Annotated in this window: 22 protein-coding genes; 12 read left to right on the forward strand and 10 right to left on the reverse strand. The window is 73.8% G+C overall.

Annotated features, from left to right (window positions below; genetic code table 11):
* Positions 1-35: 35 nt before the first annotated feature.
* On the forward strand, positions 36-488 hold the full coding sequence (locus ABZ915_RS41535) for a hypothetical protein (RefSeq protein WP_361814280.1): 453 nt from the start codon (positions 36-38) through the stop codon (positions 486-488).
* Here ABZ915_RS41535 and ABZ915_RS41540 read toward each other — a convergent pair.
* Positions 475-1,254 (reverse strand): cobalt-precorrin-6A reductase, encoded by a 780-nt coding sequence (locus tag ABZ915_RS41540; RefSeq protein WP_361814282.1) that lies wholly within the window; start codon positions 1,252-1,254, stop codon positions 475-477. The two genes, ABZ915_RS41535 and ABZ915_RS41540, sit on opposite strands and share 14 nt — an antisense overlap.
* Positions 1,255-1,303: 49 nt before the next feature.
* Between ABZ915_RS41540 and ABZ915_RS41545 the strand changes: the two genes are divergently transcribed.
* Positions 1,304-2,137 (forward strand): HAD-IIA family hydrolase, encoded by an 834-nt coding sequence (locus ABZ915_RS41545; protein WP_361814284.1) that lies wholly within the window; start codon positions 1,304-1,306, stop codon positions 2,135-2,137.
* Here the strand turns inward: ABZ915_RS41545 and ABZ915_RS41550 are convergent.
* Positions 2,126-2,899 carry a sulfite exporter TauE/SafE family protein gene (locus ABZ915_RS41550; RefSeq protein ID WP_361814286.1) on the reverse strand — a complete coding sequence of 258 codons (774 nt, stop codon included), beginning with the start codon at positions 2,897-2,899 and terminating at the stop codon, positions 2,126-2,128. The genes ABZ915_RS41545 and ABZ915_RS41550 overlap by 12 nt on opposite strands.
* Before the next feature lie 84 nt (positions 2,900-2,983).
* Complete coding sequence (locus ABZ915_RS41555; RefSeq protein WP_361814288.1) at positions 2,984-4,171, reverse strand: thiolase family protein; 1,188 nt, start codon at positions 4,169-4,171, stop codon at positions 2,984-2,986.
* A gap of 162 nt (positions 4,172-4,333) precedes the next feature.
* On the opposite strand from ABZ915_RS41555, the gene ABZ915_RS41560 reads away from it, so the two are divergent.
* The 6 genes from ABZ915_RS41560 to ABZ915_RS41585 all read left to right on the forward strand — a co-directional run bounded on the left by ABZ915_RS41560 (position 4,334) and on the right by ABZ915_RS41585 (position 7,956).
* Complete coding sequence (locus tag ABZ915_RS41560) at positions 4,334-5,143, forward strand: lysophospholipase (RefSeq protein WP_361814290.1); 810 nt, start codon at positions 4,334-4,336, stop codon at positions 5,141-5,143.
* Between the two features lie 77 nt (positions 5,144-5,220).
* Complete coding sequence (locus tag ABZ915_RS41565; RefSeq protein ID WP_361814292.1) at positions 5,221-5,517, forward strand: WhiB family transcriptional regulator; 297 nt, start codon at positions 5,221-5,223, stop codon at positions 5,515-5,517.
* Positions 5,514-5,999, forward strand: coding sequence for a DNA starvation/stationary phase protection protein (locus ABZ915_RS41570; protein ID WP_361814294.1), 486 nt, complete (start codon positions 5,514-5,516; stop codon positions 5,997-5,999). Before ABZ915_RS41565 ends, ABZ915_RS41570 begins: the two co-directional genes overlap by 4 nt.
* An 81-nt stretch (positions 6,000-6,080) precedes the next feature.
* Positions 6,081-6,425, forward strand: coding sequence for a DUF3140 domain-containing protein (locus ABZ915_RS41575; RefSeq protein ID WP_361814296.1), 345 nt, complete (start codon positions 6,081-6,083; stop codon positions 6,423-6,425).
* A 2-nt stretch (positions 6,426-6,427) separates the two neighbouring features.
* A complete protein-coding gene (locus ABZ915_RS41580; RefSeq protein ID WP_361814297.1) occupies positions 6,428-7,084 on the forward strand; it encodes an endonuclease in 657 nt (218 codons plus the stop codon).
* Positions 7,085-7,149: 65 nt separating this feature from the next.
* Positions 7,150-7,956, forward strand: coding sequence for an SAM-dependent methyltransferase (locus tag ABZ915_RS41585; protein ID WP_361814298.1), 807 nt, complete (start codon positions 7,150-7,152; stop codon positions 7,954-7,956).
* Positions 7,957-7,972: 16 nt separating this feature from the next.
* Here ABZ915_RS41585 and ABZ915_RS41590 read toward each other — a convergent pair whose 3' ends face one another.
* On the reverse strand, positions 7,973-8,836 hold the full coding sequence (locus ABZ915_RS41590; RefSeq protein ID WP_361814300.1) for a Cof-type HAD-IIB family hydrolase: 864 nt from the start codon (positions 8,834-8,836) through the stop codon (positions 7,973-7,975).
* A 180-nt stretch (positions 8,837-9,016) separates the two neighbouring features.
* On the opposite strand from ABZ915_RS41590, the gene ABZ915_RS41595 reads away from it, so the two are divergent.
* The 4 genes from ABZ915_RS41595 to ABZ915_RS41610 all read left to right on the forward strand — a co-directional run bounded on the left by ABZ915_RS41595 (position 9,017) and on the right by ABZ915_RS41610 (position 13,002).
* Positions 9,017-9,811 carry an SAM-dependent methyltransferase gene (locus tag ABZ915_RS41595; protein ID WP_361814302.1) on the forward strand — a complete coding sequence of 265 codons (795 nt, stop codon included), beginning with the start codon at positions 9,017-9,019 and terminating at the stop codon, positions 9,809-9,811.
* A gap of 41 nt (positions 9,812-9,852) precedes the next feature.
* Positions 9,853-11,256, forward strand: coding sequence for a glutamine synthetase family protein (locus ABZ915_RS41600; RefSeq protein ID WP_361814304.1), 1,404 nt, complete (start codon positions 9,853-9,855; stop codon positions 11,254-11,256).
* A 1-nt stretch (position 11,257) separates the two neighbouring features.
* A complete protein-coding gene (locus ABZ915_RS41605; RefSeq protein ID WP_361814306.1) occupies positions 11,258-12,412 on the forward strand; it encodes an amidohydrolase family protein in 1,155 nt (384 codons plus the stop codon).
* Between the two features lie 62 nt (positions 12,413-12,474).
* Entirely contained in the window at positions 12,475-13,002 is a 528-nt protein-coding gene (locus ABZ915_RS41610) for an NUDIX hydrolase family protein (protein WP_361814459.1), read from the forward strand.
* 14 nt (positions 13,003-13,016) lie between these two features.
* On the opposite strand, the gene ABZ915_RS41615 is transcribed toward ABZ915_RS41610, so the two are convergent.
* The 6 genes from ABZ915_RS41615 to ABZ915_RS41640 all read right to left on the reverse strand — a co-directional run bounded on the left by ABZ915_RS41615 (position 13,017) and on the right by ABZ915_RS41640 (position 20,773).
* Entirely contained in the window at positions 13,017-14,090 is a 1,074-nt protein-coding gene (locus ABZ915_RS41615) for a hypothetical protein (protein ID WP_361814308.1), read from the reverse strand.
* A gap of 187 nt (positions 14,091-14,277) precedes the next feature.
* On the reverse strand, positions 14,278-16,104 hold the full coding sequence (locus tag ABZ915_RS41620; RefSeq protein WP_361814310.1) for an ABC transporter ATP-binding protein: 1,827 nt from the start codon (positions 16,102-16,104) through the stop codon (positions 14,278-14,280).
* A 71-nt stretch (positions 16,105-16,175) separates the two neighbouring features.
* Positions 16,176-17,501, reverse strand: coding sequence for a methylaspartate mutase (locus tag ABZ915_RS41625; protein ID WP_361814462.1), 1,326 nt, complete (start codon positions 17,499-17,501; stop codon positions 16,176-16,178).
* A gap of 26 nt (positions 17,502-17,527) precedes the next feature.
* Complete coding sequence (locus ABZ915_RS41630) at positions 17,528-18,025, reverse strand: cobalamin-dependent protein (protein ID WP_361814312.1); 498 nt, start codon at positions 18,023-18,025, stop codon at positions 17,528-17,530.
* Entirely contained in the window at positions 18,018-19,268 is a 1,251-nt protein-coding gene (locus ABZ915_RS41635) for a type III PLP-dependent enzyme (RefSeq protein WP_361814314.1), read from the reverse strand. The genes ABZ915_RS41630 and ABZ915_RS41635 overlap by 8 nt, the downstream gene beginning before the upstream one ends.
* Positions 19,265-20,773 carry an AMP-binding protein gene (locus ABZ915_RS41640; protein WP_361814465.1) on the reverse strand — a complete coding sequence of 503 codons (1,509 nt, stop codon included), beginning with the start codon at positions 20,771-20,773 and terminating at the stop codon, positions 19,265-19,267. Before ABZ915_RS41640 ends, ABZ915_RS41635 begins: the two co-directional genes overlap by 4 nt.
* Between the last annotated feature and the right edge of the window lie 169 nt (positions 20,774-20,942).

Consider the following 20,942-nt stretch of genomic DNA (forward strand, 5'->3'; position numbering starts at 1 on the left):
GGCCCGGGAGGAGGGGCGGTCGTCATACTCCCGGCATGTCTCCCGCACCCGTCCGCTTCCACGACACCGAAACCGACACCGGCCTCGCGGCCTGCCGGTTCGGGTCCGCGATGCTCGTCCGCTGCCCGCGCTGTGCGCGGATCGCCCACGCGGAGCAGCGGCCGGACCTCGCCGAGGGCGCGCGACACCGGCTGATCTGCCGGTCCTGCGGTCTGTCCCGGACCTCGTGGCTCGTCGACGGGCACCGGCCGGCGCTGTGGCTGCGGACCACCACCCGGCACGGGGAGATCTGGGCGTACAACCTCGAACACCTCGGCCTGCTCCGGCGGTTCGTGGCCGCCTCGCTGCGGGAGCGGGCCCCCTGGTACGAGCACGGACGGAAGATGACCTACGTGGCCCGGCTGCCCGCGTGGATCAAGGCCGCCAAGAACCGTGACGAGGTGCTGCGCGCGATCGACCGGCTGCGGGCCTCGGTCACGACCGGTTGAGGCCGAGCCGCTGAAGCGTCTCCAGCCGTGCCAGTACGGCCGCCTCGTCGGGCAGTGCCGTCACGCCCTCCGGCAGCGCGGGCCGTTGTACGACCACCACGGGCAGCCCGAGTTCACGGGCGGCCGTCAGCTTGGCGGCGGTCGCCTCTCCCCCGCTGTCCTTGGTCACCAGCACGTCGATGCGGTGGCCGCGCAGCAACCGGAGTTCGCCGGCGACGGTGAACGGGCCGCGGGCCAGGAGGACTTCGAGGCCGGGCGGCATCGGCGGCTCGGGCGGCTCCACCGACCGTACGACGAAGTGCAGGTCGCTCAGGTGCGCGAAGGCCGACAGGCCCAGGCGGCCGGTGGTGAGGAACACCCGGCGGCCGAGTGCGGGCAGCGCGTCGGCCGCGGCGCCGAGCGAGGGGACCGGGTGCCAGCGGTCTCCGGAGGCGGGCCGCCAGCCCGGTCGCCGCAGGACCAGCAGCGGCAGCCCGGTCGCCGTCGCGGCCCGCGCCGCGTTGGCGGTGATCCCGGCGGCGAAGGGATGGGTCGCGTCGACGACGGCGTCCACCTGCTCCGCACGCAGCCACTCCGCCAGCCCCTGCGCCCCGCCGAACCCGCCGGTCCGGACCTCCCCCTCCAGGGTCCCGGGGCGGGTCACCCGTCCGGCCAGGGAGGTCGTGACCCGAACGCCGCCGCGCGCGGTCAGCCCGGCGGCCAGCCGTCGGGCCTCCGTGGTGCCGCCGAGGACCAGGACGTGCGGGGTGGCGGGGTGCGGGGACATGGCGTCAGCGTACGGGCCGATCCCGCGGCCGGATCGCTATCGTCCAGGCATGGAATCCGTGCGAGGCGTGCTGATCGACATCGACGGGGTGCTCACCGTGTCGTGGGAGGCGCTGCCGGGTGCGGTGGCGGCGCTGCGCGAGATCCGCGCGGCCGGCCTCGCCGTGGCGCTGGTGACCAACACGACGTCCCGGACCCGGGCGTCGATCGCCGAGACGCTGTCGGGAGCCGGCTTCCCGGTCACCGCCGAGGACGTCCTGACCGCGCCCGCGGTGACCGCCGCCCATCTCGCCGAGCGCTTTCCCGGCGCCCGCTGCGCTCTGCTCAACAGCGGGGACATCGAGGAGGACCTCGGCGGCCTCACCCTCGTCGACGAGGCCGATGGCAGGGACGGTGACAGTGACGGGGACGGGGCCGCCGTGCCCGATGTGGTGGTCGTCGGCGGCGCCGGTCCCGAGTTCGGTTACGCGGCGCTCAACCGGGCCTTCGGGCACCTCCAGCGCGGGGCCCGGCTGGTGGCCATGCACCGCAATCTGTACTGGCGGACGGACGCCGGGCTGCAACTGGACACGGGTGCCTTCCTCATCGGGCTGGAGAAGGCCGCGCGGGTCGAGGCGGAGGTCACCGGCAAACCGTCGCCGGCGTTCTTCGAGGCCGCGCTGTCCCGGCTGGGGGTGGGCGCGGACCGGGCGCTGATGGTGGGCGACGACATCGAGTCGGACGTGCTCGCGGCCCAGCGTGCGGGGATCACCGGCGTGCTGGTGAAGACCGGCAAGTACCTGCCCGAGACGCACGAGAGGGCGAGCGGCACCCCGGACCACGTCCTGGACTCGTTCGCGGACCTCCCCGGGCTGCTCGGGCTGCGGCGGGGGTCAGCGCAGTAGCAGCTGGACCCCGCCCACGACCGTCGCCGCGATCACCAGTTGCTCGAACAGCCGCTGGTTGATCCTGTTCACAGCCCATTTGCCGATCAACGCCCCGGGCAGCACGAACACCGCGAGTACGGCGTCGAGCAGCAGTGAGCGGCCGTCGATCAGGCCCAGACCGACGCTGAAGGGCACCTTGGAGACGTTCACGATCAGGAAGAAGAAGGCCGAGGTCCCCAGGAAGCCCAGCTTCCGGAAGCCCGCGGACAGCAGGTACAGCGACATCACCGGACCGCCCGCGTTGGCGACCATCGTGGTGAAGCCGCCGAGCACACCGTACGAACGCGCCTTGGCCCGGCCCGCCCGGCCGCCGACCGGCTCCGGCTCCCCCTCCGTGCCGGCCCGGCGCCGCCGCCACACCGTGACGGCCGCCATCAGCAGCAGGATCGCGCCGATCGAGGTCCGTACGACGCCGTCGTCGGCCCACGTCAGGAACAGCGTGCCGACGACCACTCCGGCCGCCACCGCCGGGAACAGCCGCCACAGCGTGGGCCAGTGGGCGTGCCGCCGGTAGGTGAGGACGGCCAGCACGTCGCCCACGATGAGCAGGGGCAGCAGCACCCCGGTGGAGGCCCGGGCGGGCAGCACCGCGGCGAATACGGCGAGGCTGACGGTGTTGGCCCCGCTGACGGCGGTCTTGGAGAAGCCGACGAGCAGCGCCGCGAAGGCGAGCGCGGTGAATCCCCACCCGGATATGTGCCAGAGCGTCATCGTGTTCATGCCGGGCCGATGCTATGCGCACGCATCTTGCGGCGTAAGCACCGTCTCGCCAGTTGGCCGTTGCCGCGGGTGCCGCGGGTGCCGCTAGTGCCGCTCCACCAGCACCGCGCTCCCCTGCCCCACCCCCACGCACATCGTCGCCAGCCCCCGCGCCGCGCCCGTGCGGCGCATGCGGTGCAGCAGTGTGGTGAGGATGCGGGCGCCGGAGCAGCCGAGGGGGTGGCCGAGGGCGATCGCGCCGCCGCTGGGGTTCACCAGACCGGGGTCGATGCCGAGCAGGTCGACGCAGGCCAGGGCCTGGGCGGCGAAGGCCTCGTTGAACTCGGCCTCCTGGAGGTCGGCGACCTCCCAGCCGGCGCGGGCGAGCGCCTTGCGGGTGGCGGGCACCGGGCCGATGCCCATCACGTCCGGGTGCACACCCGCCGAGGCGCCGGCGACATAGCGGCCCAGGGACTCCAGGCCCAGCTCGTTCAGGGCCTCCTCGCTGACCAGCAGCACCGCGGCGGCGCCGTCGTTCATCGGGGAGGCGTTGCCCGCGGTGACCGTGCCGCCCTCGCGGAAGACCGGCTTCAGCCGCGCCAGCTTCTCGTGGGAGGTGTCCTCGCGGACGCACTCATCGGCGTCGACGACCACGCCGTCCGGGCGCTCGACGGGCAGGAGTTCGTCGTCGAAGTGGCCGTCCTTGCGGGCGACGGCGGCCCGTTGGTGGCTGCGCAGCGCGAACTCGTCCTGGCGTTCGCGCGGGATGCCGTACCGTTCGGCGACCTCCTCGGCGGTCTCGCCCATGGACAGCAGGCCGTGCAGGTCCTTCATCGCCGGGTTGACCAGCCGCCAGCCGAGGCGGGTGTCGGCGGTCTCGATGCGGTGCGGCAGGGCCTCGTCGGGGCGGGGCAGCACGAACGGGGCGCGGCTCATCGACTCCGAGCCGCCCGCGAGCATGATGTCGGCCTCGCCGGCGGCGACGGTGCGGGCGGCGAGGGTGACCGCCTCCAGGCCCGAGGCGCACAGCCGGTTGACCGTGGCGCCGGGCACCGTCTCGGGCAGGCCGGCGAGCAGGGCGGCCATGCGGGCGACGTTGCGGTTGTCCTCGCCGGCCTGGTTGGCGGCGCCCCAGTAGACGTCGTCGATCCGGGCGGGGTCGAGGGAGGGCACGTCGGCCACGAGGCGGCGGATCACGGTCGCCGCGAGGTCGTCCGGGCGCACCGGGGACAGGGCTCCGCGCAGCTTGCCGATGGGGGTGCGGCGGGCGGCCGCGAAATGGACGGGACGCAAGGGAAGGACTCCTGACCGACGACGCTGTGGATCAGCACTCGGTGAACCGGCGGCACCGGTCGGCACCACCATTAATTAGCACCGCTAGTTTTTGACTATAGACCGCCGGCCCACCCCCTGGGAAGATCCCCGGGTACCTTCACCGACGCAGCCGGAGGAGCCATGGCCGACGCCCGCGAGCACGTCCTCACCGGGACCCGGGGCACGATCACCGCCCGCGTCTGGCAGCACCCCGAGCCCCGGTACGTCGCCCTCGTGGTGCACGGCTACGGCGAGCACTCCGGCCGGTACGCGGAGCTGGCGGCTGTCCTCACCGGACACGGCGCGGCGGTCTACGCGCCCGACCACATGGGGCACGGCAGGTCGGCCGGTGACCGCGTGGTGATCGAGGACTTCGAGGACGTCGTCACCGACGTGCACGGCGTGGCCGCCCTCGCCCGCACCGCGCACCCCGGCCTGCCGCTCGTCCTGGTCGGCCACTCGATGGGCGGCCTGATCGCGGCGCGGCACGCCCAGCGGTACGGCGACGAACTCGCCGCGCTCGTCCTTTCGGGGCCGGTGATCGGCGCCTGGGAGCTGCCCGGACGGCTCCTCGCCCTGCCCGAGGTCCCGGACCGGCCGATCAGCCCGGCCGCGCTCTCCCGCGACCCGGCGGTGGGGGCCGCGTACGCCGCCGACCCGCTGGTGTGGCACGGCCCGATGAAGCGGCCGACGCTTCAGGCGTTCGTGACGACCCTGGAGGCCGTCGACGGGAGCGGCGACGTCGGTCCGCTCCCGGTGCTGTGGCTGCACGGCGACGACGACCGGCTGGTCCCGCTGTCCGGCAGCCGGACCGGCGTGGAGCGGCTGACCGGGGGCCGGGCGGCCGAGCGGATCTACGCCGGGGCCCGGCACGAGGTGTTCCACGAGACGAACCGGACGGAGGTCTTCGCGGACGTGACCGGCTTCCTCGACGGGCTGCCCGCGCTCTAGCCCGAGACCCTTGGGACCCGGTTCCGGCCCGCCCAGCACCGCGTTTGCGGGTGTGTGCCAGGGGCACCCGCGCCCCCATGGAGTGGTTGCGTGCTGCCGCCTGTGCGGGTGAGGACCCCGAGCTGTTCTTCCCGGTGGGTACGACCGGACCGGCGCTGCGGGACATCGCGGCCGCCAAGCGTGTCTGTGCCCGTTGCCCGGTGACGGTCCAGTGTCTGACGTACGCGCTGGCGTACGGCCAGACCTCAGGTGTCTGGGGCGGTACCTGCGAGGAGGAGCGCGACGAACTGCTCCGTGCGTCCAGAGGCGTCAGGGAGTCGTCCAGGGGCGCGAGAGAGCTCGAGAAAACCGAGAAAGGGAGAAGCGTTCTATGACCGTGGTGAAGAGCACGCTGCCCGAGGAGGCGCTCCGCGTCACCGGCCCCGCCCTCCAGGACACCCTCGTGGACCTGCTGGGTCTGTCGCTGGTCGGGAAGCAGGCGCACTGGAACATCGTGGGGCCGCGCTTCAGGTCCATCCACCTCCAGCTCGACGAGGTGGTGGACACGGCGCGCGCCTACGCCGACACGGTCGCCGAGCGTGCCGCCGCGCTGGGTGTGACGCCGGACGGGCGGCCGGAGACCATCGCGGCGACCTTCGCGCTGCCGGGCACCAAGGACGGCTGGCTGCGTGACACGGAGGTCGTGCGGCTGCTGGTGGAGTCGCTCGAGGCGGCGATCGGGCGGCTGCGCGCGCGGATCGACGCGACCGAGAAGGCCGACCCGGTCACCCAGGACCTGCTGATCGGCATCACCGCCGACCTGGAGAAGCAGCGCTGGATGTTCGAGGCCGAGAACTGGCCGCGCGAGGACGGGTGACCGGCGTGTGACCGGCCCGCGCTGAAGCACACGTACGCACGGAACGTACGTACGTACGGAAGGGAACGGAGGGAACACAGCATGGCCGACGCCCTCGAAATGGACGCGCTGTGGGAGGACTTCCACCGCGTGGTGAACATGACCTCGGCGGAGCTCGCCGCCTGGCTGCGGGTGCGCGACGCCGACGAGGACGCGGAGCCGCTGCCGGAGGAGGCGGGCACGCCCACCGGGCAGCACGTCCTCGCGATCCTCCAGAAGCGGCGCACGGACCTCACCGACGACGACATCCGCGTGATGTACCGGGTGGTGGACCGGGTCAGCGACCTGGCGGACGTCGAGAACGAGCCGGAGCCGGAGAGCTCGCCCGAGGACACGCGCCGCCGGCACCAGCTGATGACCCTCGGCCACGACCCGCTCAAGCCGTAGCCATGAGCCGCGCCGAGAAGTCCGGACGGATTCTCGCCGAGCTGGTCGCCGGGTACGGGCGGACGTACGCGGAGGAGGCGGGCATCCGGCTGAAGGACACCCCGCAGCCCCTGTACCGGCTGCTGGTCCTAGCCGTCCTGCTCAGCGCCCGGATCCGTGCCTCGGTCGCGGTGGCCGCCGCCCGCGCGCTGCACGAGTCGGGCCTCGACACGGCGCGTCGCACGGCCGAGGCCGACTGGCAGGAGCGGGTGGACGCGCTCGGCCGGGGCGGCTACCGGCGCTACGACGAGCGCACCGCCACCCAGCTCGGCGACGGCGCCGCGGTGCTGGCCGAGCGGTGGGGCGGCGACCTGCGGCGGATGCGTGCGGAGGCGGACGGCGACGTGGACGCGCTGGGGCGGCTGCTGCGGGAGGTGCCGGGGCTGGGTCCGGCCGGCGCCGACATCTTCCTGCGCGAGGTGCAGCGGGTGTGGCCGGAGGTGGCGCCGTACCTGGACGGCAAGGCGCTGTCGGGCGCGGAGCGGCTGGGCCTGCCGAAGGATCCCGGCCGCCTGCTCGATCTCGCCGGTGACACCGAACCCGCCGTGCTCGCCGCCGCGTTGGTGCGCGCGGCGCTGGACAAAGAGGTGACCGAAGACAGTCTCCGCCGCGCCGCGTGATCGTGCCAGACTGCTCGACGGCCCCGCCGGAAAGCGGCGGCGGCCGTCGAGCGGAGGAGCGCCGCGTGACCGGGACCGAGCCGTCCCTGAACGAGATCGACACGACCCGGCCGCATCCGGCCCGGGTGTACGACTGGTTCCTCGGCGGCAAGGACAACTTCCCGGCCGACGAGCGGCTCGGGCGGCAGATCATGGCGATCGAGGCCGGGGCCCCGCGGGCCGCACGGGCCAACCGCGCGTTCATGCGGCGGGCCACCCGGCTGCTGGCCGGGGAGTCGGGAATCCGCCAGTTCCTCGACATAGGCACCGGCATCCCCACCGAGCCCAACCTGCATCAGGTCGCCCAGTCCGTGGCGGCGGACGCCCGTGTCGTCTACGTCGACAACGACCCGATCGTGCCGGCCCACGCGGCAGCCCTGCTGCACGGCACCCCCGAAGGTGTCACGGAGTACTTCCAGGCCGATGCCCGCGAGCCCGGCACGATCCTCGAACTCGCCTCGCGTGTCCTGGACTTCGACCGGCCGGTCGCGCTGTCCCTGATCGCGCTGCTGCACTTCGTCGCGGACGAGGACGGCGCCCACGACCTGGTGGCCACCCTGCTCGGCGCCCTGGCCCCGGGCAGCTGCCTGGTCCTGTCGGCGATGACGGCCGACTTCGAGCCCGAGAACGTCCGGCGGGGCATCGCGGCCTACGGGGCGGGCGGAGTGACTCTCGTCGCCCGCTCGCAGGCCGAGGTCGCCCGTTTCTTCACCGGACTTCAGCTGGCGGACCCCGGTGTCGTCGCCGTCTGCGACTGGCGCCCCGACACCGGGGCGGACGGGGAGCCTCCGGTGTCGCTGTACGGCGGGGTGGGGCTCAAGACGGCCGCCTGAACCGGCCCGAGAGGCCCTACGCCCCGCCGGTGCCGAGCACGCGGGCGATGGTGCGCAGCACCCCGTTGTCGTTGTTGGACGGGGCGAGGTGGCGGGCCCGGCGGACGACCTCCGGGTGGGCGCCCGCCATGGCGAAGGACCAGTCGGCGGCGTCCAGCATCTCCAGGTCGTTGAGGTAGTCGCCGAACACCATGGTCTGCGCCGGCGTGATGCCCAGTTCCCGCTGGAGGCCGCGCAGGGCGGCGCCCTTGTTGGCGGTGGGGTTCATGACGTCGACCCAGTGCTCGCCGGAGACGACGACCTGGTGCGTGGCGGTGAAGGCCTTCAGCGCGGGCGCGGTGGTCCGCTCGGCCGGACCGAAGTCGAACAGGGCCACCTTGATCACCTCGTCGTCGACGGCGGTGACGTCCTCGACGATCCGGTGCTCCACGTAGTACTTGCGGACCTCGGCGAGGAAGGCCTCGTCGGTGCGCTCCACGTAGGCGGACCGCTTGCCGCAGATCACGGCGCCCACGTCCACGCCGTCGGCCACCAGCCCCCGCACGGTCCGTGCGAGGGAGGCCACGACCGGCCCGTCGAGGGGGTCCGAGCTGAGCTCCACGCCGTCGCGGACGACATAGGTGCCGTTCTCCGCGATGAACACCATGCCGTCGGCCACCTCGGCGAACTGCCGGGCCAGCGTGGCGTACTGGCGGCCGCTCGCCGGGCTGAACAGCACACCGCGCCGGCGCAGTTCGGCCAGCATCGGCCACAGTCCCTCCGGGATCCGCTTGTCGTCGTCGAGGAGCGTGCCGTCCATGTCGGTGACGACGAGCCGGATGTCGGCGGAGCCGGCCGGGAGGCCGGGGGCGGTGAGGAGGGACGCGGGCGTGGCGGGCATGTCCTGCTTCCGGTCGGGGCGGGCGTACGGAGTCCAGTGTTCCTCATGGGGCGGACGGGCCCGGAACCCGGCCGGTCCGCCGAATCCGGGGACAGCGCGATCACCGGACGGCACAATGGCCGCGGACAGTCACAGGGGACGGTCACACGCGGGCGGTCGCGGGGGGCGGAGGACGGCGACGTGAGCGAGGGTGGACCGGCGGTGACCACGACGGTGGCGCACGCCGCGCGGGTGTGGAACTACTGGATCGGCGGCCGCGACAACTACGCCGTCGACCAGCGGGTCGGCGAGCAGGTCGCCGGGATGCTGCCGGTGATCCGGGACGTGGCACGCGCGGACCGGGAGTTCCTGGGGCGGGCGGTGCGGTTCCTGGCCGGGGACCGCGGAGTGCGGCAGTTCCTGGACATCGGCACCGGACTGCCGACGGCGGAGAACACCCACGAGATCGCCCAGGGCATCGCTCCGGAGTCGCGGATCGTGTACGTGGACAACGACCCGATCGTGCTCATGTACGCCCGCACCCTGCTCACCAGCGCCCCCGAGGGCGTCACCGACTACGTCGACGCCGATGTCCACGACCCGGACACGGTGGTCCGGCTGGCCGCCGGAACCCTCGACCTGACGCGGCCGGTCGCGGTGATGATGCTGGGCATCCTCAACTTCGTCCTGGACGACGGCACGGCCCGGGAGGCCGTGCGCCGGATCATGGCGGCGGTCCCCTCCGGCAGCTACCTCGTGCTCACGCACCCCACCTGCGACTCCGAACTGGGCGGCGCGGGCAACGAGGCCGCGATGCGGTTCTGGAACGAGCACGCCACCCCGCCGGTCACCGCCCGCGACCGGGCGCGGATCGCGGCCTACTTCGACGGGCTCCGGCTGCTCGAACCGGGCCTGGTGCCGTGCTCCCGGTGGCGCTGCGGATCCGACCGGCCCGCCGTGGTACCGCAGCTCGGCGGAGTGGCCGTGAAACCCTGACCCCGACCAGGCACGGCCCCGCCCGTCGAGGAGGAGCGCGGATGACCACCCTTGCCGACCCGGTGCCCGGCGGGCGTCCCGGCGACGTCCAGCGGGCCACCGCGCTGGCCGCCGAACTGACCGGACGGGGCGTGCACGGTGTCGTACTGGCCTATGTCGACACCGCGGGCATCGGCCGGGTGAAGACCGTCCCGGCGGCACGGCTGCCCCGGGCGGCCGCCTGGGGCGTGGGAATGTCCCCGGTGTTCGACACCTTCCTGGCCGACGACTCCATCGTCACCACCGACGTCCTCGGCTCCCCGGACGGCGATCTGCGCCTGTACCCGGACCTCGACCACCTGGTGGTCCTGGCCGGGCAGCCCGGCTGGGCCTGGGCCCCGGTCGACCGGATCACGCAGGAGGGGCAGGGACACCCGGGGTGCTCGCGCACGTTCCTGCGCCGGATCGTCACGGACGCCGCCGAACGGCACGGCATCACCTTCCGCGCGGCCGTCGAGGTCGAGTGGGCGCTCGGCCTCGGCTCGGCGCCCGGCGGGGAGTTCGTGCCGGCGGTGTCCGGGCCCGCGTACGGTGCCGTCCGGCAGACGGAGCTGAGCGACTACGGCGCCGATCTGCTCGCGGCCTGCGCGGCGCAGGGCATCGACGTCGACCAGTTCCACCCCGAGTACGCGCCCGGCCAGTTCGAGCTGTCGGTGGGCGCGCTGGACCCGGTGGCGGCGGCCGACCGGAGCGTGCTGGTGCGGCAGACCGTCCGTGCGGTGGCGCAGCGGCACGGTCTGCGGGTCTCCTTCGCCCCGGCCGTGTCCGCCGAGGGCGTCGGCAACGGCGGCCACCTCCACCTGTCCGGCTGGCGCGACGGCCGCAACCTGCACACCGGAGGTCCCGGCCCGTACGGCATGACGGACCGGGCCGAGTCGTTCGCGGCCGGGATCCTCGCGCGCCTGCCCGCCCTGACGGCCGTCACCGCGCCCAGCCCGGCCAGCTACCTCCGCCTCAAACCCTCCCGGTGGGCGGGGGTGTTCACCGCGTGGGGCCGCGAGCGGCGCGAGGCCGCGGTGCGTGTCGTCACCGGCACGACGGGGCACCGGGAGCAGGCGGCGAACCTCGAGGTCAAACCGGTCGACCTGGCCGCCAACCCCTATCTCGCGCTCGGCTGTGTCATCGCCGCCGGGCTCGACGGCATCGCGTCGGCGGCGACCCTGCCCGAGGAGATCACCGGTGACCCGGCCCGGCTCGATGCCGGGGAGGCGGCGGCGCGGGCCGTGCGCCGGCTGCCCGTCTCGCTGCCGGAGGCCGTCGCCGAGTTCCGTGAGGACGAGGTGCTGCGGGCCGCGCTGGGCGAGGTGCTGGCCGACGCGGTGACCGCCGTACGCCTCGGGGAGGCCGCGGCCGTGGACGGGCTGGACGACGCCCGGATCGCGGCGGCCTACCGCTGGAAGTACTGACGTGCGCGGCCCCGTGTCCGGACCGGTCCAGGAGTCCCTCGCCGCGCTGCCCCTGGTCGACCACCACTGCCACGGCGCCGTGACCGGCGATCTCGGCGCCGAGGAGTTCGCCTCCCTGCTCACCGAGGCCCGGCCGGGCAGCGGTCTCTCCCCCTTCGACACCCCGGCCGGGGTGGCCGTACGCCGGCACTGCGCGCCCCTGCTGGACCTGCCCCGGCACGCGCCTGCCGCGGACTACGTGGCCCGGCGGGCGGACCTGGGACCACGCGAGGTCAACCGGCGGTTCCTCACCGCGGCGGGGGCGGAGGTGTTCTGCGTGGACACCGGGTACGCCCCGCATCCCGTCACCTCCCCGGCGGAGCTCGCGGACGCCTCGGGCGCTGCCGCGTACGAAGTGGTACGGCTGGAGGGCGTGGCGGAGTCGGTGGCAGCGCGGGGTGTGGAGGCGGGCGAGTACGCGGACGCCTTCCGGACGGCCGCGGAGGCCGCCGTGCGCCGGCCGGGCGTGGTCGGGGTGAAGTCCGTGGCCGCCTACCGCACCGGCTTCGCCCTGGACCCGGCGCGGCCCGCCGACGCCGAGGTCACCGGGGCGGCCCGGCACTGGCTGGCCCGGGGCGGCCCGCTCACCGACCCGGTCCTCGTGCGCCACCTGCTGTGGACCGCCGTCGGCCTCGGGCTGCCGCTGCAACTGCACACCGGCTTCGGCGACGACGACATCCGGCTGCACCGGGCCGACCCCGCCCTGCTGACGGACTGGCTCCACCTGACCCGTGGCACCGTCCCGGTCCTGCTGCTGCACTGCTGGCCCTACCAGCGCCAAGCCGCTTATCTGGCGGCCGTGTTCGAGCAGGTCCACCTCGACGTCGGACTCGCCCTGCACCACGCCGGGCCAGCCCGGTCCCGGGCGATCCTCGAAGAAGCCCTGGAGATCACACCGTTCCGCAAACTGCTGTACAGCTCCGACGCGTACGGTGTCGCCGAGTTCCACCACCTCGGCGCGCTGTGCTTCCGCCAGGGCCTGGCCGCGCTGCTCCAGGACCGGGTGGACGCCGACGAGCTGAGTCTGCCCGACGCCCTGCGGATCGCCGCCTGGACGGGGCGCGACAACGCCCGCCGCGTGTACGGACTGCCCGCCCGCGAACCGCCCTCGCCCTAGCTCCTGTGACCGATGACACGCCGTTTCCGAGGCCCGGAAAGTATGATCAAGCAATGTCTGACATGACCGAAACCACGCCCGGCTGGCTGTCTCCCGACGAGCTGGAGATGGCCCGCGCCCGGATGCCGATCCTGTACGTCGAGGCCGTGCCGGTGCGCGTCGACGACAGCGGCGAAGTCACCAGCATCGGGCTGCTGCTGCGCATAGGGCCGGACGGAACGGTCAGCCGGACCCTGGTCTCCGGCCGTGTCCTGCACCACGAGCGGGTACGCGACGCCCTGTTGCGCCATCTGGAGAAGGACCTCGGGCCGGTGGCGCTGCCCCGCGTGCCGGCCTCCTTGCAGCCGTTCACGGTCGCCGAGTACTTCCCCACCGCGGGCATCACGCCGTACCACGACCCGCGGCAGCACGCCGTGTCCCTGGCCTACATCGTTCCGGTGGCCGGCGACTGCCGTCCCCGGCAGGACGCGCTGGACCTGGTGTGGTTCAGCCCGCAGGAGGCCGCGTCACAGGCCCTCCAGAGCGAGATGCCGGGCGGGCACGGGGTGCTGCTGAAGCAGGCCCTGGCGCACGTGGGTCACGTGTCCTGAGGCGGCGGCCCGCGTCACACCTTCGCCCGCGCCTTGTCACCGGACGCGGTGTGGACGGTGCGCGAGTCGCGGCCGACGTGGGCGTTCATGGCCGACGACAGCCGGTGCCGGAAGGCGAACCCCGGGGCGGGCCCCGCCTTCGCGGGGCGCTCCCGGACGTCGGCCGTCGTGTTCAGCACGTCCCACACCCGGTCCGGGCACTCCCCGCGCTTCCACAGGAAGTCGCAGTACGGGATGTGCGCGATCTCCAGGTCGAGCCAGCCGTCCTTGGTCAGCACACCGTTCCACTCGGACGCCCGGAGTCTCAGGTAGCCGCGCGAGCGGCCGGACTTGTCGACGCTGGTGACGCAGAGCACGCGGACGAACTCCGGGGTGTGTTCCAGCACCACCACCGGGCGCTCCTTGTGGGTGTCGTCGTCATGGGTGAGCTCGGCCGTCCATACGTAGCCCACCGACGGCGGCCAGGGTGAGGTGACACCCGGCGGTGCCGGACTGGCCGGTGGTCCGCATTTCAGCCAGCGGACCAGCCGGACCGCCGCGACCGTCGCGCAGCCGGCGGACAGCACCGGCAGCGACCACCACAGGACGGCGAGCACCAGGGTGCCGGCGGTGGCGTGGTCCGGGTCGGGGACGAGGGTGCCGCCGGAGTGGTGGATCCAGTAGCCGGTCGCGGCGGCCAGGAGCCCCTTCCACAGTGCCGTCCGCAGCAGGACCAGGGGGAAATAGCCGTGATCCACGGTCCGCAGGAGGCCCAGTACCGCCGCGGCCGTCGCGTACACCACGGTCAGCCCGGCGAAGGGGTATCTGTCGACGTTGGCGTCCAGTGGCGCCAGGACGGCCGCCACGACGCAGCACAGGACCACCGCCCGTGCCACCACCAGCAGCCGGTTCCCCTTGAGCCGCTCGGGCGCCGCCATGCGGACCATGAGCCGGGCGATCAGCACGCAGAGCGCGAACAGTGCCCCGCAGATCCAGGTGTTCCGCGTGCCGGTGAAGCCGACGCGGAGCGCCGGGAACACCAGCACCCACAGGGCCCAGGAGCCGAACCCCACCGCGAACGGCGCCCCCAGCGAGAATTCGGGCACCATCCGCTTCGACCTCATCCGAGGCCGCTGCGTCCCCGCTATCAGCGGTGTGCTCAGACTCACCAGTAGTACGCCCCCCGCCAGGAATGCCTGCACGTGTCCCCCGCTCCCCCGCTCTCGTCGCTGGGAGCAGCATGGCCCGGACCGGCGGGCCGGGCGCCGGTTCGGTCGTCCCGGCCCGCGCGGCCGGTCAGTCTGGTAAAGCGCCCAGGTCGGCCCGCGCGGGGGTGTCGTCGAGGAAGCCGCCCGACTGGTGCTGCCACAGCCTGGCGTAGGCGCCCTCCGCCGCGAGCAGTTCCTTGTGGGTGCCCTGCTCGACGATCCGTCCGCGGTCGAGGACCACCAGGCGGTCCATGCCGGCGACCGTGCTGAGCCGGTGCGCGACCACGAGTGCCGTCCGCCCCTCCATGAGCCGCCACAGCGCCTCCTGGACGAGGATCTCGCTCTCGGAGTCCAGGGCGCTGGTCGCCTCGTCGAGCAGCAGGACCGGGGCGTCGCGCAGGATCGCCCTGGCGAGCGCGACCCGCTGGCGCTGGCCGCCGGACAGCTTGATCCCGCGTTCGCCCACCATGGTGGCGAAGCCGTTCGGCAGCGCGTCGGCGAACTCGGTGACGTGTGCGGCCTCGGCCGCGCGGCGGATCTCGGCGTCGGTGGCGTCCGGCCGGGCGAACGCGATGTTGTCCCGCAGGGTGCGGTGGAACATCGCCGGGTCCTGCGGCACATAGGAGATCAGGCCGCGCAGGTCGGCCTGGCGCAGTCTGCTGATGTCCTGGCCGCCGATCAGGATCCGGCCGGCGTCGATGTCCGTCATCCGCAGCAGCAGCCGGGTGAGCGTGGTCTTGCCGCCGCCGGACCGGCCGACGAGGCCGATCCTCGCTCCGTCGGGCACCGCCAGGTCGAGGCCCTCGAAGAGCGGCTCCGCGCCGCCGTGGGCGAAGGTCACCCGCTCGAAGCGGATGTCGGCGGCCCCGGGCAGCAGCGGCTCCGGCTCGGCCGGGTCGAGCACGGTCGGCGGATCCAGCAGCAGTTCGGTGTACTGCGCGGCCTCCGTCATCGAGCTCTCCAGACGGCGGTAGATCTGGTTGAACTCGAACATGATCCGTGTCGCGTTGCTGTAGTACGTGAAGGCGACCACGACCGCCTCCACGCCGTGCTCCCCGCCGCCGAGCGCGACCGCGAGCAGCAGGCCCAGCGCGTTGGTCAGTACGGACAGCGGCGCGACCAGGGTGTCGATGCGCAGGTTGCCGTAGTCCCACGACCGCAGGGTGAGCCGCCGCGAGACCGCGACGCGGGCGCGGTGCTCGGCGGCCTCGCGTTCCTCGGCGGCGAACGCCCTGACCGTGTCCATGTTCATCAGGCTGTCGGCGACGTGCCCGGACACCCGGGCGATCGCCGCCTCCCGCTTGCGGACCAGTGCCTGGCGGCGCCGGACGAGGGGCGCCACGAACAGCGCGGTCAGCGTGATCATCGTCAGGAGCCCGACGACGAGCAGCGGGTCGTAGCGCCACAGCACCACCGAGCCGAACAGCAGCGGCACGAGGCTGCCCGCGATGTTGAACGTCAGCGTGTCGACGAACTCCTCGAAGCGGGTGGCGAAGCTCAGCACCCGCTTGGTCAGCGACCCGGCGAAGTTGTCGTGGAAGAACACGGCGTCCTTGGCGAACAGTTCGTCCATCCCGATCACGTACAGGTGCTCGATGCCGAGGGCGTCGACGCGGTTCAGGCAGTGCAGGCCGATGCGCCACAGCGTCTCCGCGAGCAGCAGGACACCGGCGAAGCCGAGGACGTACGGCAGGGTCGCGCCGATGCCGGTGCCGGCGTGGCCCGCGATTCTTCCGACGAGCTTCGCGACGACCAGCGGAGCCAGGTAGTTGATGCCGGTGTTGCCGAGCGCGGGCAGCAGCAGCGCCGGCAGCGCCAGCCACCTCAGCCGTGACAACTCTCGTCCGTAGTAGCGAAGGGCGAGGAGCACCGAGCCCCTGCCCAGCGGAATTCCGTGCGATTCAGGCGATTCCATCCCACCCCCCGGGAATCGCAGTGTCCCGCAGCGGCGACCGCGCGGTCCAAGCGTTTTCCGCCCACGAGCGGTCAGCCGGAGGACACGCCGGCCGTCTCCGTGCGGGCGGCGAGCGTGGGCGCCGGGGGGCTGTCGAAGCGGTTGCGGACGTGGGTGAGGTCGGCGAGCAGTCCGGCGGAGGTGAGCCGGGTGCCGCCGCGCGGACGGGCCAGGTGGGCGATGGGCAGGTTGCCGGTGGCGGCCCAGCACAGCCGTCCGGAGGGATCGAGGTAACTGCGGGTCAGGCCCTGGTTGTCGGGGTGGAGGCAGTAGGGGACGTCGAGGTAGCCGCGGCGGAAGGCGTCGAGCAGCGCACGCGAGAGGTCGGGGTGCAGATCGAGGACGGCGTGCACGAGGGCGGCGGCCTCCTGGTAGGTGGGGCTGTCGGCGAGGTGCGCGAGCGGGGCCGGTGCGGTGGTGCCGGCGGCCCGCGCGGTGGCGGCGGCCAGCTCCAGGGCGTCGACGTTCTCCTGGATGGTGGGGATGCGCCGGGACTCGGCGACCGTCTTGACGATGAGGCGCTCCGCTCCCGTGCGCACGGCGAGTTCGGCGGAGTCCGCCAGCAGCCGCCGGGCGCCCTGCTCGGTCTCCGGGAAGACGCCCATGTAGGTGTAGAGGACCACGTGCCAGTCGTCGGTCGGCAGGAGTTCCGCGCACAGCCGGCGCAGGGCCCCGACCGCCTCGGTGTCCTGCTCCACGGACACCTGCTGGGCGTAGCTGACGGAGAGGCTGCGCACGCCGTGCCGGACGAAGAACAGCGCCTCCAGGACGCTGATCGCCACCAGCAGGCTCGGCGGGCACAGCTGGCCGAGCATGCATCCGCCGAACGTCTCCAGATGGGGTTCGCGGCCGCGCTCGCGCAACGAGGCGAACAGCTCGCAGGCGGTGGCCCACTCGGCGACGGACTCGGCCAGGGGGGTCCGGCCGTAGGGGAGGCAGTAGGAGATCGGGCCGCCCTCGCTGGCGTCGAGGCCGAGCGCGGCCAGCGCCCGGAAGATGCCGACCGGGCGGGCGGAGCCGTGCCGGACCTGGACGGGGAAGCGCGGCCCGCGGATGCCGTGCAGGACCCGCGCGGTGGTGGCCGGGGGGTGGTTGACGACGGGGTAGCCGTTGAGGGGGGTGCCGTCACGCAGGGCGGCATCGGCGGCGTCGAGCCGGCCGACGCGGGTGTGGGCGTCGAGGGTGATGGTGCCGACGGTGCGGGCGGCGGCGGCCCGGGTGGCCATCAGGCCCGCGCGCATGGCGGCCGGATCGCTGAAGCCCATCCGGGGCTGCACCACGAGCCGGCCGTTGCCGCCGTGGGCGCGGACGAAGTCCCCGAAACCGGCGGGGGCCGTGGGCTGTCGGGCCCCCGGCAGCGCGCCGGGGGCGGAGGCGGGCGCGGTCACGCCGGGACGCCCATCTGTTCGTCGGCGGTGAGCGCGGTGCCGCCCCCGGCGTCCAGGCCGTTGAGGAAGCGGCGGAACGCCGTCAGGGAGTCGCGGCCGTCCTCGAAGACGGCGTCGAACCCGGCGGCGAGCAGCCGGTCGGCGTGGGAGGTGGCGCCGCCGTCCACGCCGAGCTTGCCGCCGATGGCGACGGGCAGGTCCGCGGTCAGCCTGTCCTCGCGCAGCGCGCGGATGACCCGCAGCCCGTCCTGGGCGCCGTGCCCGTTGACGCTGCTGATCACCACGGCGGCCGGGCGGATCTCCCGGCAGTGGCGCACCAGCAGCTCGTCGGGGACACACGGGCCGAGGTTGACGACGTCGAAGCCGAGCTCCTCCAGCAGCAGTTGCAGGAACACGAGGTTCCAGGTGTGCGAGTCGGAGGCCACGGTGGTGACGACGACCGTGGCCCCGGCGCGGTCCGGGGGGCCGCCCGCGGCCCGGGTCAGGTCAGTCATGCGCGTGCTCCGCGGCGTAGGGGACGCGGGTGCGTTCGATACGGGTGGCGGAGACGGTCTCCTCCCCGTCGGTCACCACCTCCACGGGGCTGGGCCGGCCGAGGAACATCAGCAGGCTGGCGGTGGGCCCGTAGGCGCCGGTGTTGGGCACGGCGAGGAGGTCGCCGGGCGCCAGGTCCGCCGGGACGGTGACGCCCCGGCCCAGGACGTCGCCGGGGGTGCACAGCGGGCCGGCCAGGGTGACCTGCCGGCTCTCCTCCTCCACCGGGACCTCGACGGAGACCGGCAGCAGGCGGCCGAGGCCGGACATGCCGCCGAACACGTTGATGCCGGCGTCGCACACGGCGAAGGTGTGGCCGCGCCCGGTCTTCACGTTGCTCACGGCGGTGACGAGGTGGCCGCTGTCTCCGACGAGGTAGCGGCCGGACTCGACGGCGATCCGCGGCAGGCCCTGCCGCCAGCCGGGGAAGAACACGTCCAGATCGGCGGCGAGTTCGCCGCGCAGCTTGGGGTAGGCGGCCCGCTCCCCGGTCCGGCCGTAGGGCACGGAGAAGCCGCCGCCGATGTCGAGGACGCGCAGCCGCACCCCGAGTTCGTCCTGGATGCGGGCGGCGGTCCGAAGCGTGTGCCGGAACTCCGCCAGGAGGCTCTCCTCGTCGCGGGCGTTGCTCTGCGAGAACAGGTGCAGCCCCTCGACGGACGTGCCGGGCACGGAGGTCAGCGCCGCGGCGGTCTCAGGCAGGGTCTCGCTGTCGATGCCGAACTGGGTGGGCTTGCCGGTCATGCGCACCCCGCTGGCGGCGCTCGCCGTCACGCTGTTGATGCGCAGCAGGCAGCGCGCGGTGGTGCCGTGGCGGAGGGCGGCGCGGCCGATGTGCTCCAGGTCGGACAGGGACTCGGCGGAGAACAGGCCCACGCCGTCGCGGACGGCGGCGTCGAGTTCACCGGGGGTCTTGCCGGGGCCGGTGTAGAGGATGTCCTCGCCGCGGTAGCCGGCCTCCAGGGCGGTGGCCAGCTCGCCGGTGGAGCTGATCTCCGCCTTGCAGGCGGGCCCGTCGCCGGTGCGCAGGGCGCGGACCAGGTCGGGATGCGGGTTGGCCTTGAAGGCGTAGTAGACCTCCACGCCCTCGGGCAGGCAGCCGAAGAGGTCGCGGCGGGCGGCGCGCACCCGGGCCCGGTCGTAGACGTACAGCGGGGTGCCGTAGCGGTCGGCGAGGTCGCGGTGGTGGGGGCGGACGGTCACGGGCGCTCTCCGTCGATCAGGGCGGCCAGGTCCCGCCGGGCGTTCTTGCCGTGCAGGGTGAGCGGGAACTCGGCCAGGACCCGGCACTGGGCGGGCATCTTCGCGGTCTCCAGACGTTCCATCAGTTCCCGGACGACGGTGCGCTCGTCGAGGTCGCTCTCCACGAAGAGGGTCAGGTCGTGGCGGTCGTCCGGGGGCAGCGCGGCGGCGGCCCGCACGCCGGGGATGTCGAGGGCCGCGGTCTCGATCTCCACGGTGCTCATACGGAAGCCCTTGCGCTTGAACATGTCGTCGCGGCGGCCCTGGAAGTAGAGGTAGCCGTCCTCGTCGAGGTGTCCGTAGTCGCCGGTGTGCAGCCGGGTGACGGCCGGGTCGGCGGGGTCGGGGCGGAAGCTGCGCGCCGTGGCCCCGGGGTTGCGCCAGTAGCCGCTCATGACGTGCGGTCCGGTGGCGACGATCTCGCCGGTGACGCCGGGCGGCAGGGACTCGCCGTCGGGCCCGGCGATGTCCACACGGGTGCCGGGCAGGGGGCGCCCGACGCTGAGCGGCCGCTCGTGCTCCTCCTCGGGCGGCATGACGGTGATCCGCTTGGCCTCCGTCTGCCCGTACTGGCGCACCACGCGGGCGCCGGGGAAGAGGGCGCGCAGGGCGTCGGCGGTGGCGGCGGGCAGCGCGGCGCCGGTGTTGGTGAACATCCGGACGGGGGGCCGCTGGTCGGGGTGGCGGCGGGCCAGCGAGACGATCATCGAGGCGTAGGAGGGGACGAGCGGCACCACGGTCGCGCCCGTGTCGTGCATGCGGCGCAGCACGGTGAAGTCCGAGTCGCCGTCGGCGAGGACGATCTCGCAGCGGGCGATGCAGGTCATCAGCACCTTGTAGAGGCCGTAGTCCCAGGACATCGGGAAGCGGCAGAACACGACGTCGTCGGAGCGGTATCCCAGGGCTTCGACCAGGGCGGTGGAGGCGAACACCACGGCGGCGTGCGGGCAGGCCACGGCCTTGGGCGCGGCGGTGCTGCCGGAGGTGTAGATGAGGGTGGCCAGGTCGTCGGCGCGGACCTCGGGCGCCGGCTCGGCGAGGGCGGCCGTGCCGGCGAGGGCCGCCGGCTGGGCGACGGACGCCGTCTCGGCGAGGACATCGCCGATGTCGTGGACGGGGGCGTCGGTGAGGGGGCGCAGGCGGGCGACGCCCTCGGTGTCGGTCAGGACCAGGGCGGGGCCGGCGTCGGCGACGACGGACCGCAGGTGGAAGGGTTTCATGGCCGGGTGCACCGGCACGAAGACCGCGCCGCGCCGCACCGTGGCGTAGAAGAGGGCCGCCAGCGGCCGGCCGGTGGGCAGCTGGAGCAGGACGCGGTCACCGCGGCCCACACCACGGGCGGCCAGCCAGGTGGCGAACCGGTCCGCCTGGTCGGCGAGTTGGGCGTAGGTCCAGGCGCCGCTCGCGTCCCGTACGGCCGGGTGGTGCGGGGTCCGGGCCACGGCCTCGTCCAGGAGGCCGTGCACCGTGGGGCCGCCGGACGCCGGCGGCGCGGTGCGTCGTTCGATCAGGTCCTGTGGGGTTGCCAATGCTCCGCTCTCCGTTCTCCGGCCCGGCGGGCCTGTGGGCGGGGGCGAGGGCGGGCGCGGCCGGCTCGTCGCGGGCCGCGAAGCCGCCCCTGGGATGCGCAGCAAG

The organism is Streptomyces sp. NPDC046915 (assembly GCF_040644935.1).
Taxonomy (GTDB): domain Bacteria; phylum Actinomycetota; class Actinomycetes; order Streptomycetales; family Streptomycetaceae; genus Streptomyces.

Coding starts and splice junctions, on each gene's coding strand:
- ABZ915_RS41535 (WP_361814280.1), top strand. CDS start 36: ATGTCTCCCGCACCCGTCCGCTTCCACGACACCGAAACCGACACCGGC.
- ABZ915_RS41540 (WP_361814282.1), bottom strand. CDS start 1,254: ATGTCCCCGCACCCCGCCACCCCGCACGTCCTGGTCCTCGGCGGCACC.
- ABZ915_RS41545 (WP_361814284.1), top strand. CDS start 1,304: ATGGAATCCGTGCGAGGCGTGCTGATCGACATCGACGGGGTGCTCACC.
- ABZ915_RS41550 (WP_361814286.1), bottom strand. CDS start 2,899: ATGAACACGATGACGCTCTGGCACATATCCGGGTGGGGATTCACCGCG.
- ABZ915_RS41560 (WP_361814290.1), top strand. CDS start 4,334: ATGGCCGACGCCCGCGAGCACGTCCTCACCGGGACCCGGGGCACGATC.
- ABZ915_RS41565 (WP_361814292.1), top strand. CDS start 5,221: ATGGAGTGGTTGCGTGCTGCCGCCTGTGCGGGTGAGGACCCCGAGCTG.
- ABZ915_RS41570 (WP_361814294.1), top strand. CDS start 5,514: ATGACCGTGGTGAAGAGCACGCTGCCCGAGGAGGCGCTCCGCGTCACC.
- ABZ915_RS41575 (WP_361814296.1), top strand. CDS start 6,081: ATGGCCGACGCCCTCGAAATGGACGCGCTGTGGGAGGACTTCCACCGC.
- ABZ915_RS41580 (WP_361814297.1), top strand. CDS start 6,428: ATGAGCCGCGCCGAGAAGTCCGGACGGATTCTCGCCGAGCTGGTCGCC.
- ABZ915_RS41590 (WP_361814300.1), bottom strand. CDS start 8,836: ATGCCCGCCACGCCCGCGTCCCTCCTCACCGCCCCCGGCCTCCCGGCC.
- ABZ915_RS41600 (WP_361814304.1), top strand. CDS start 9,853: ATGACCACCCTTGCCGACCCGGTGCCCGGCGGGCGTCCCGGCGACGTC.
- ABZ915_RS41610 (WP_361814459.1), top strand. CDS start 12,475: ATGACCGAAACCACGCCCGGCTGGCTGTCTCCCGACGAGCTGGAGATG.
- ABZ915_RS41615 (WP_361814308.1), bottom strand. CDS start 14,090: ATGGTGCCCGAATTCTCGCTGGGGGCGCCGTTCGCGGTGGGGTTCGGC.
- ABZ915_RS41620 (WP_361814310.1), bottom strand. CDS start 16,104: ATGGAATCGCCTGAATCGCACGGAATTCCGCTGGGCAGGGGCTCGGTG.
- ABZ915_RS41630 (WP_361814312.1), bottom strand. CDS start 18,025: ATGACTGACCTGACCCGGGCCGCGGGCGGCCCCCCGGACCGCGCCGGG.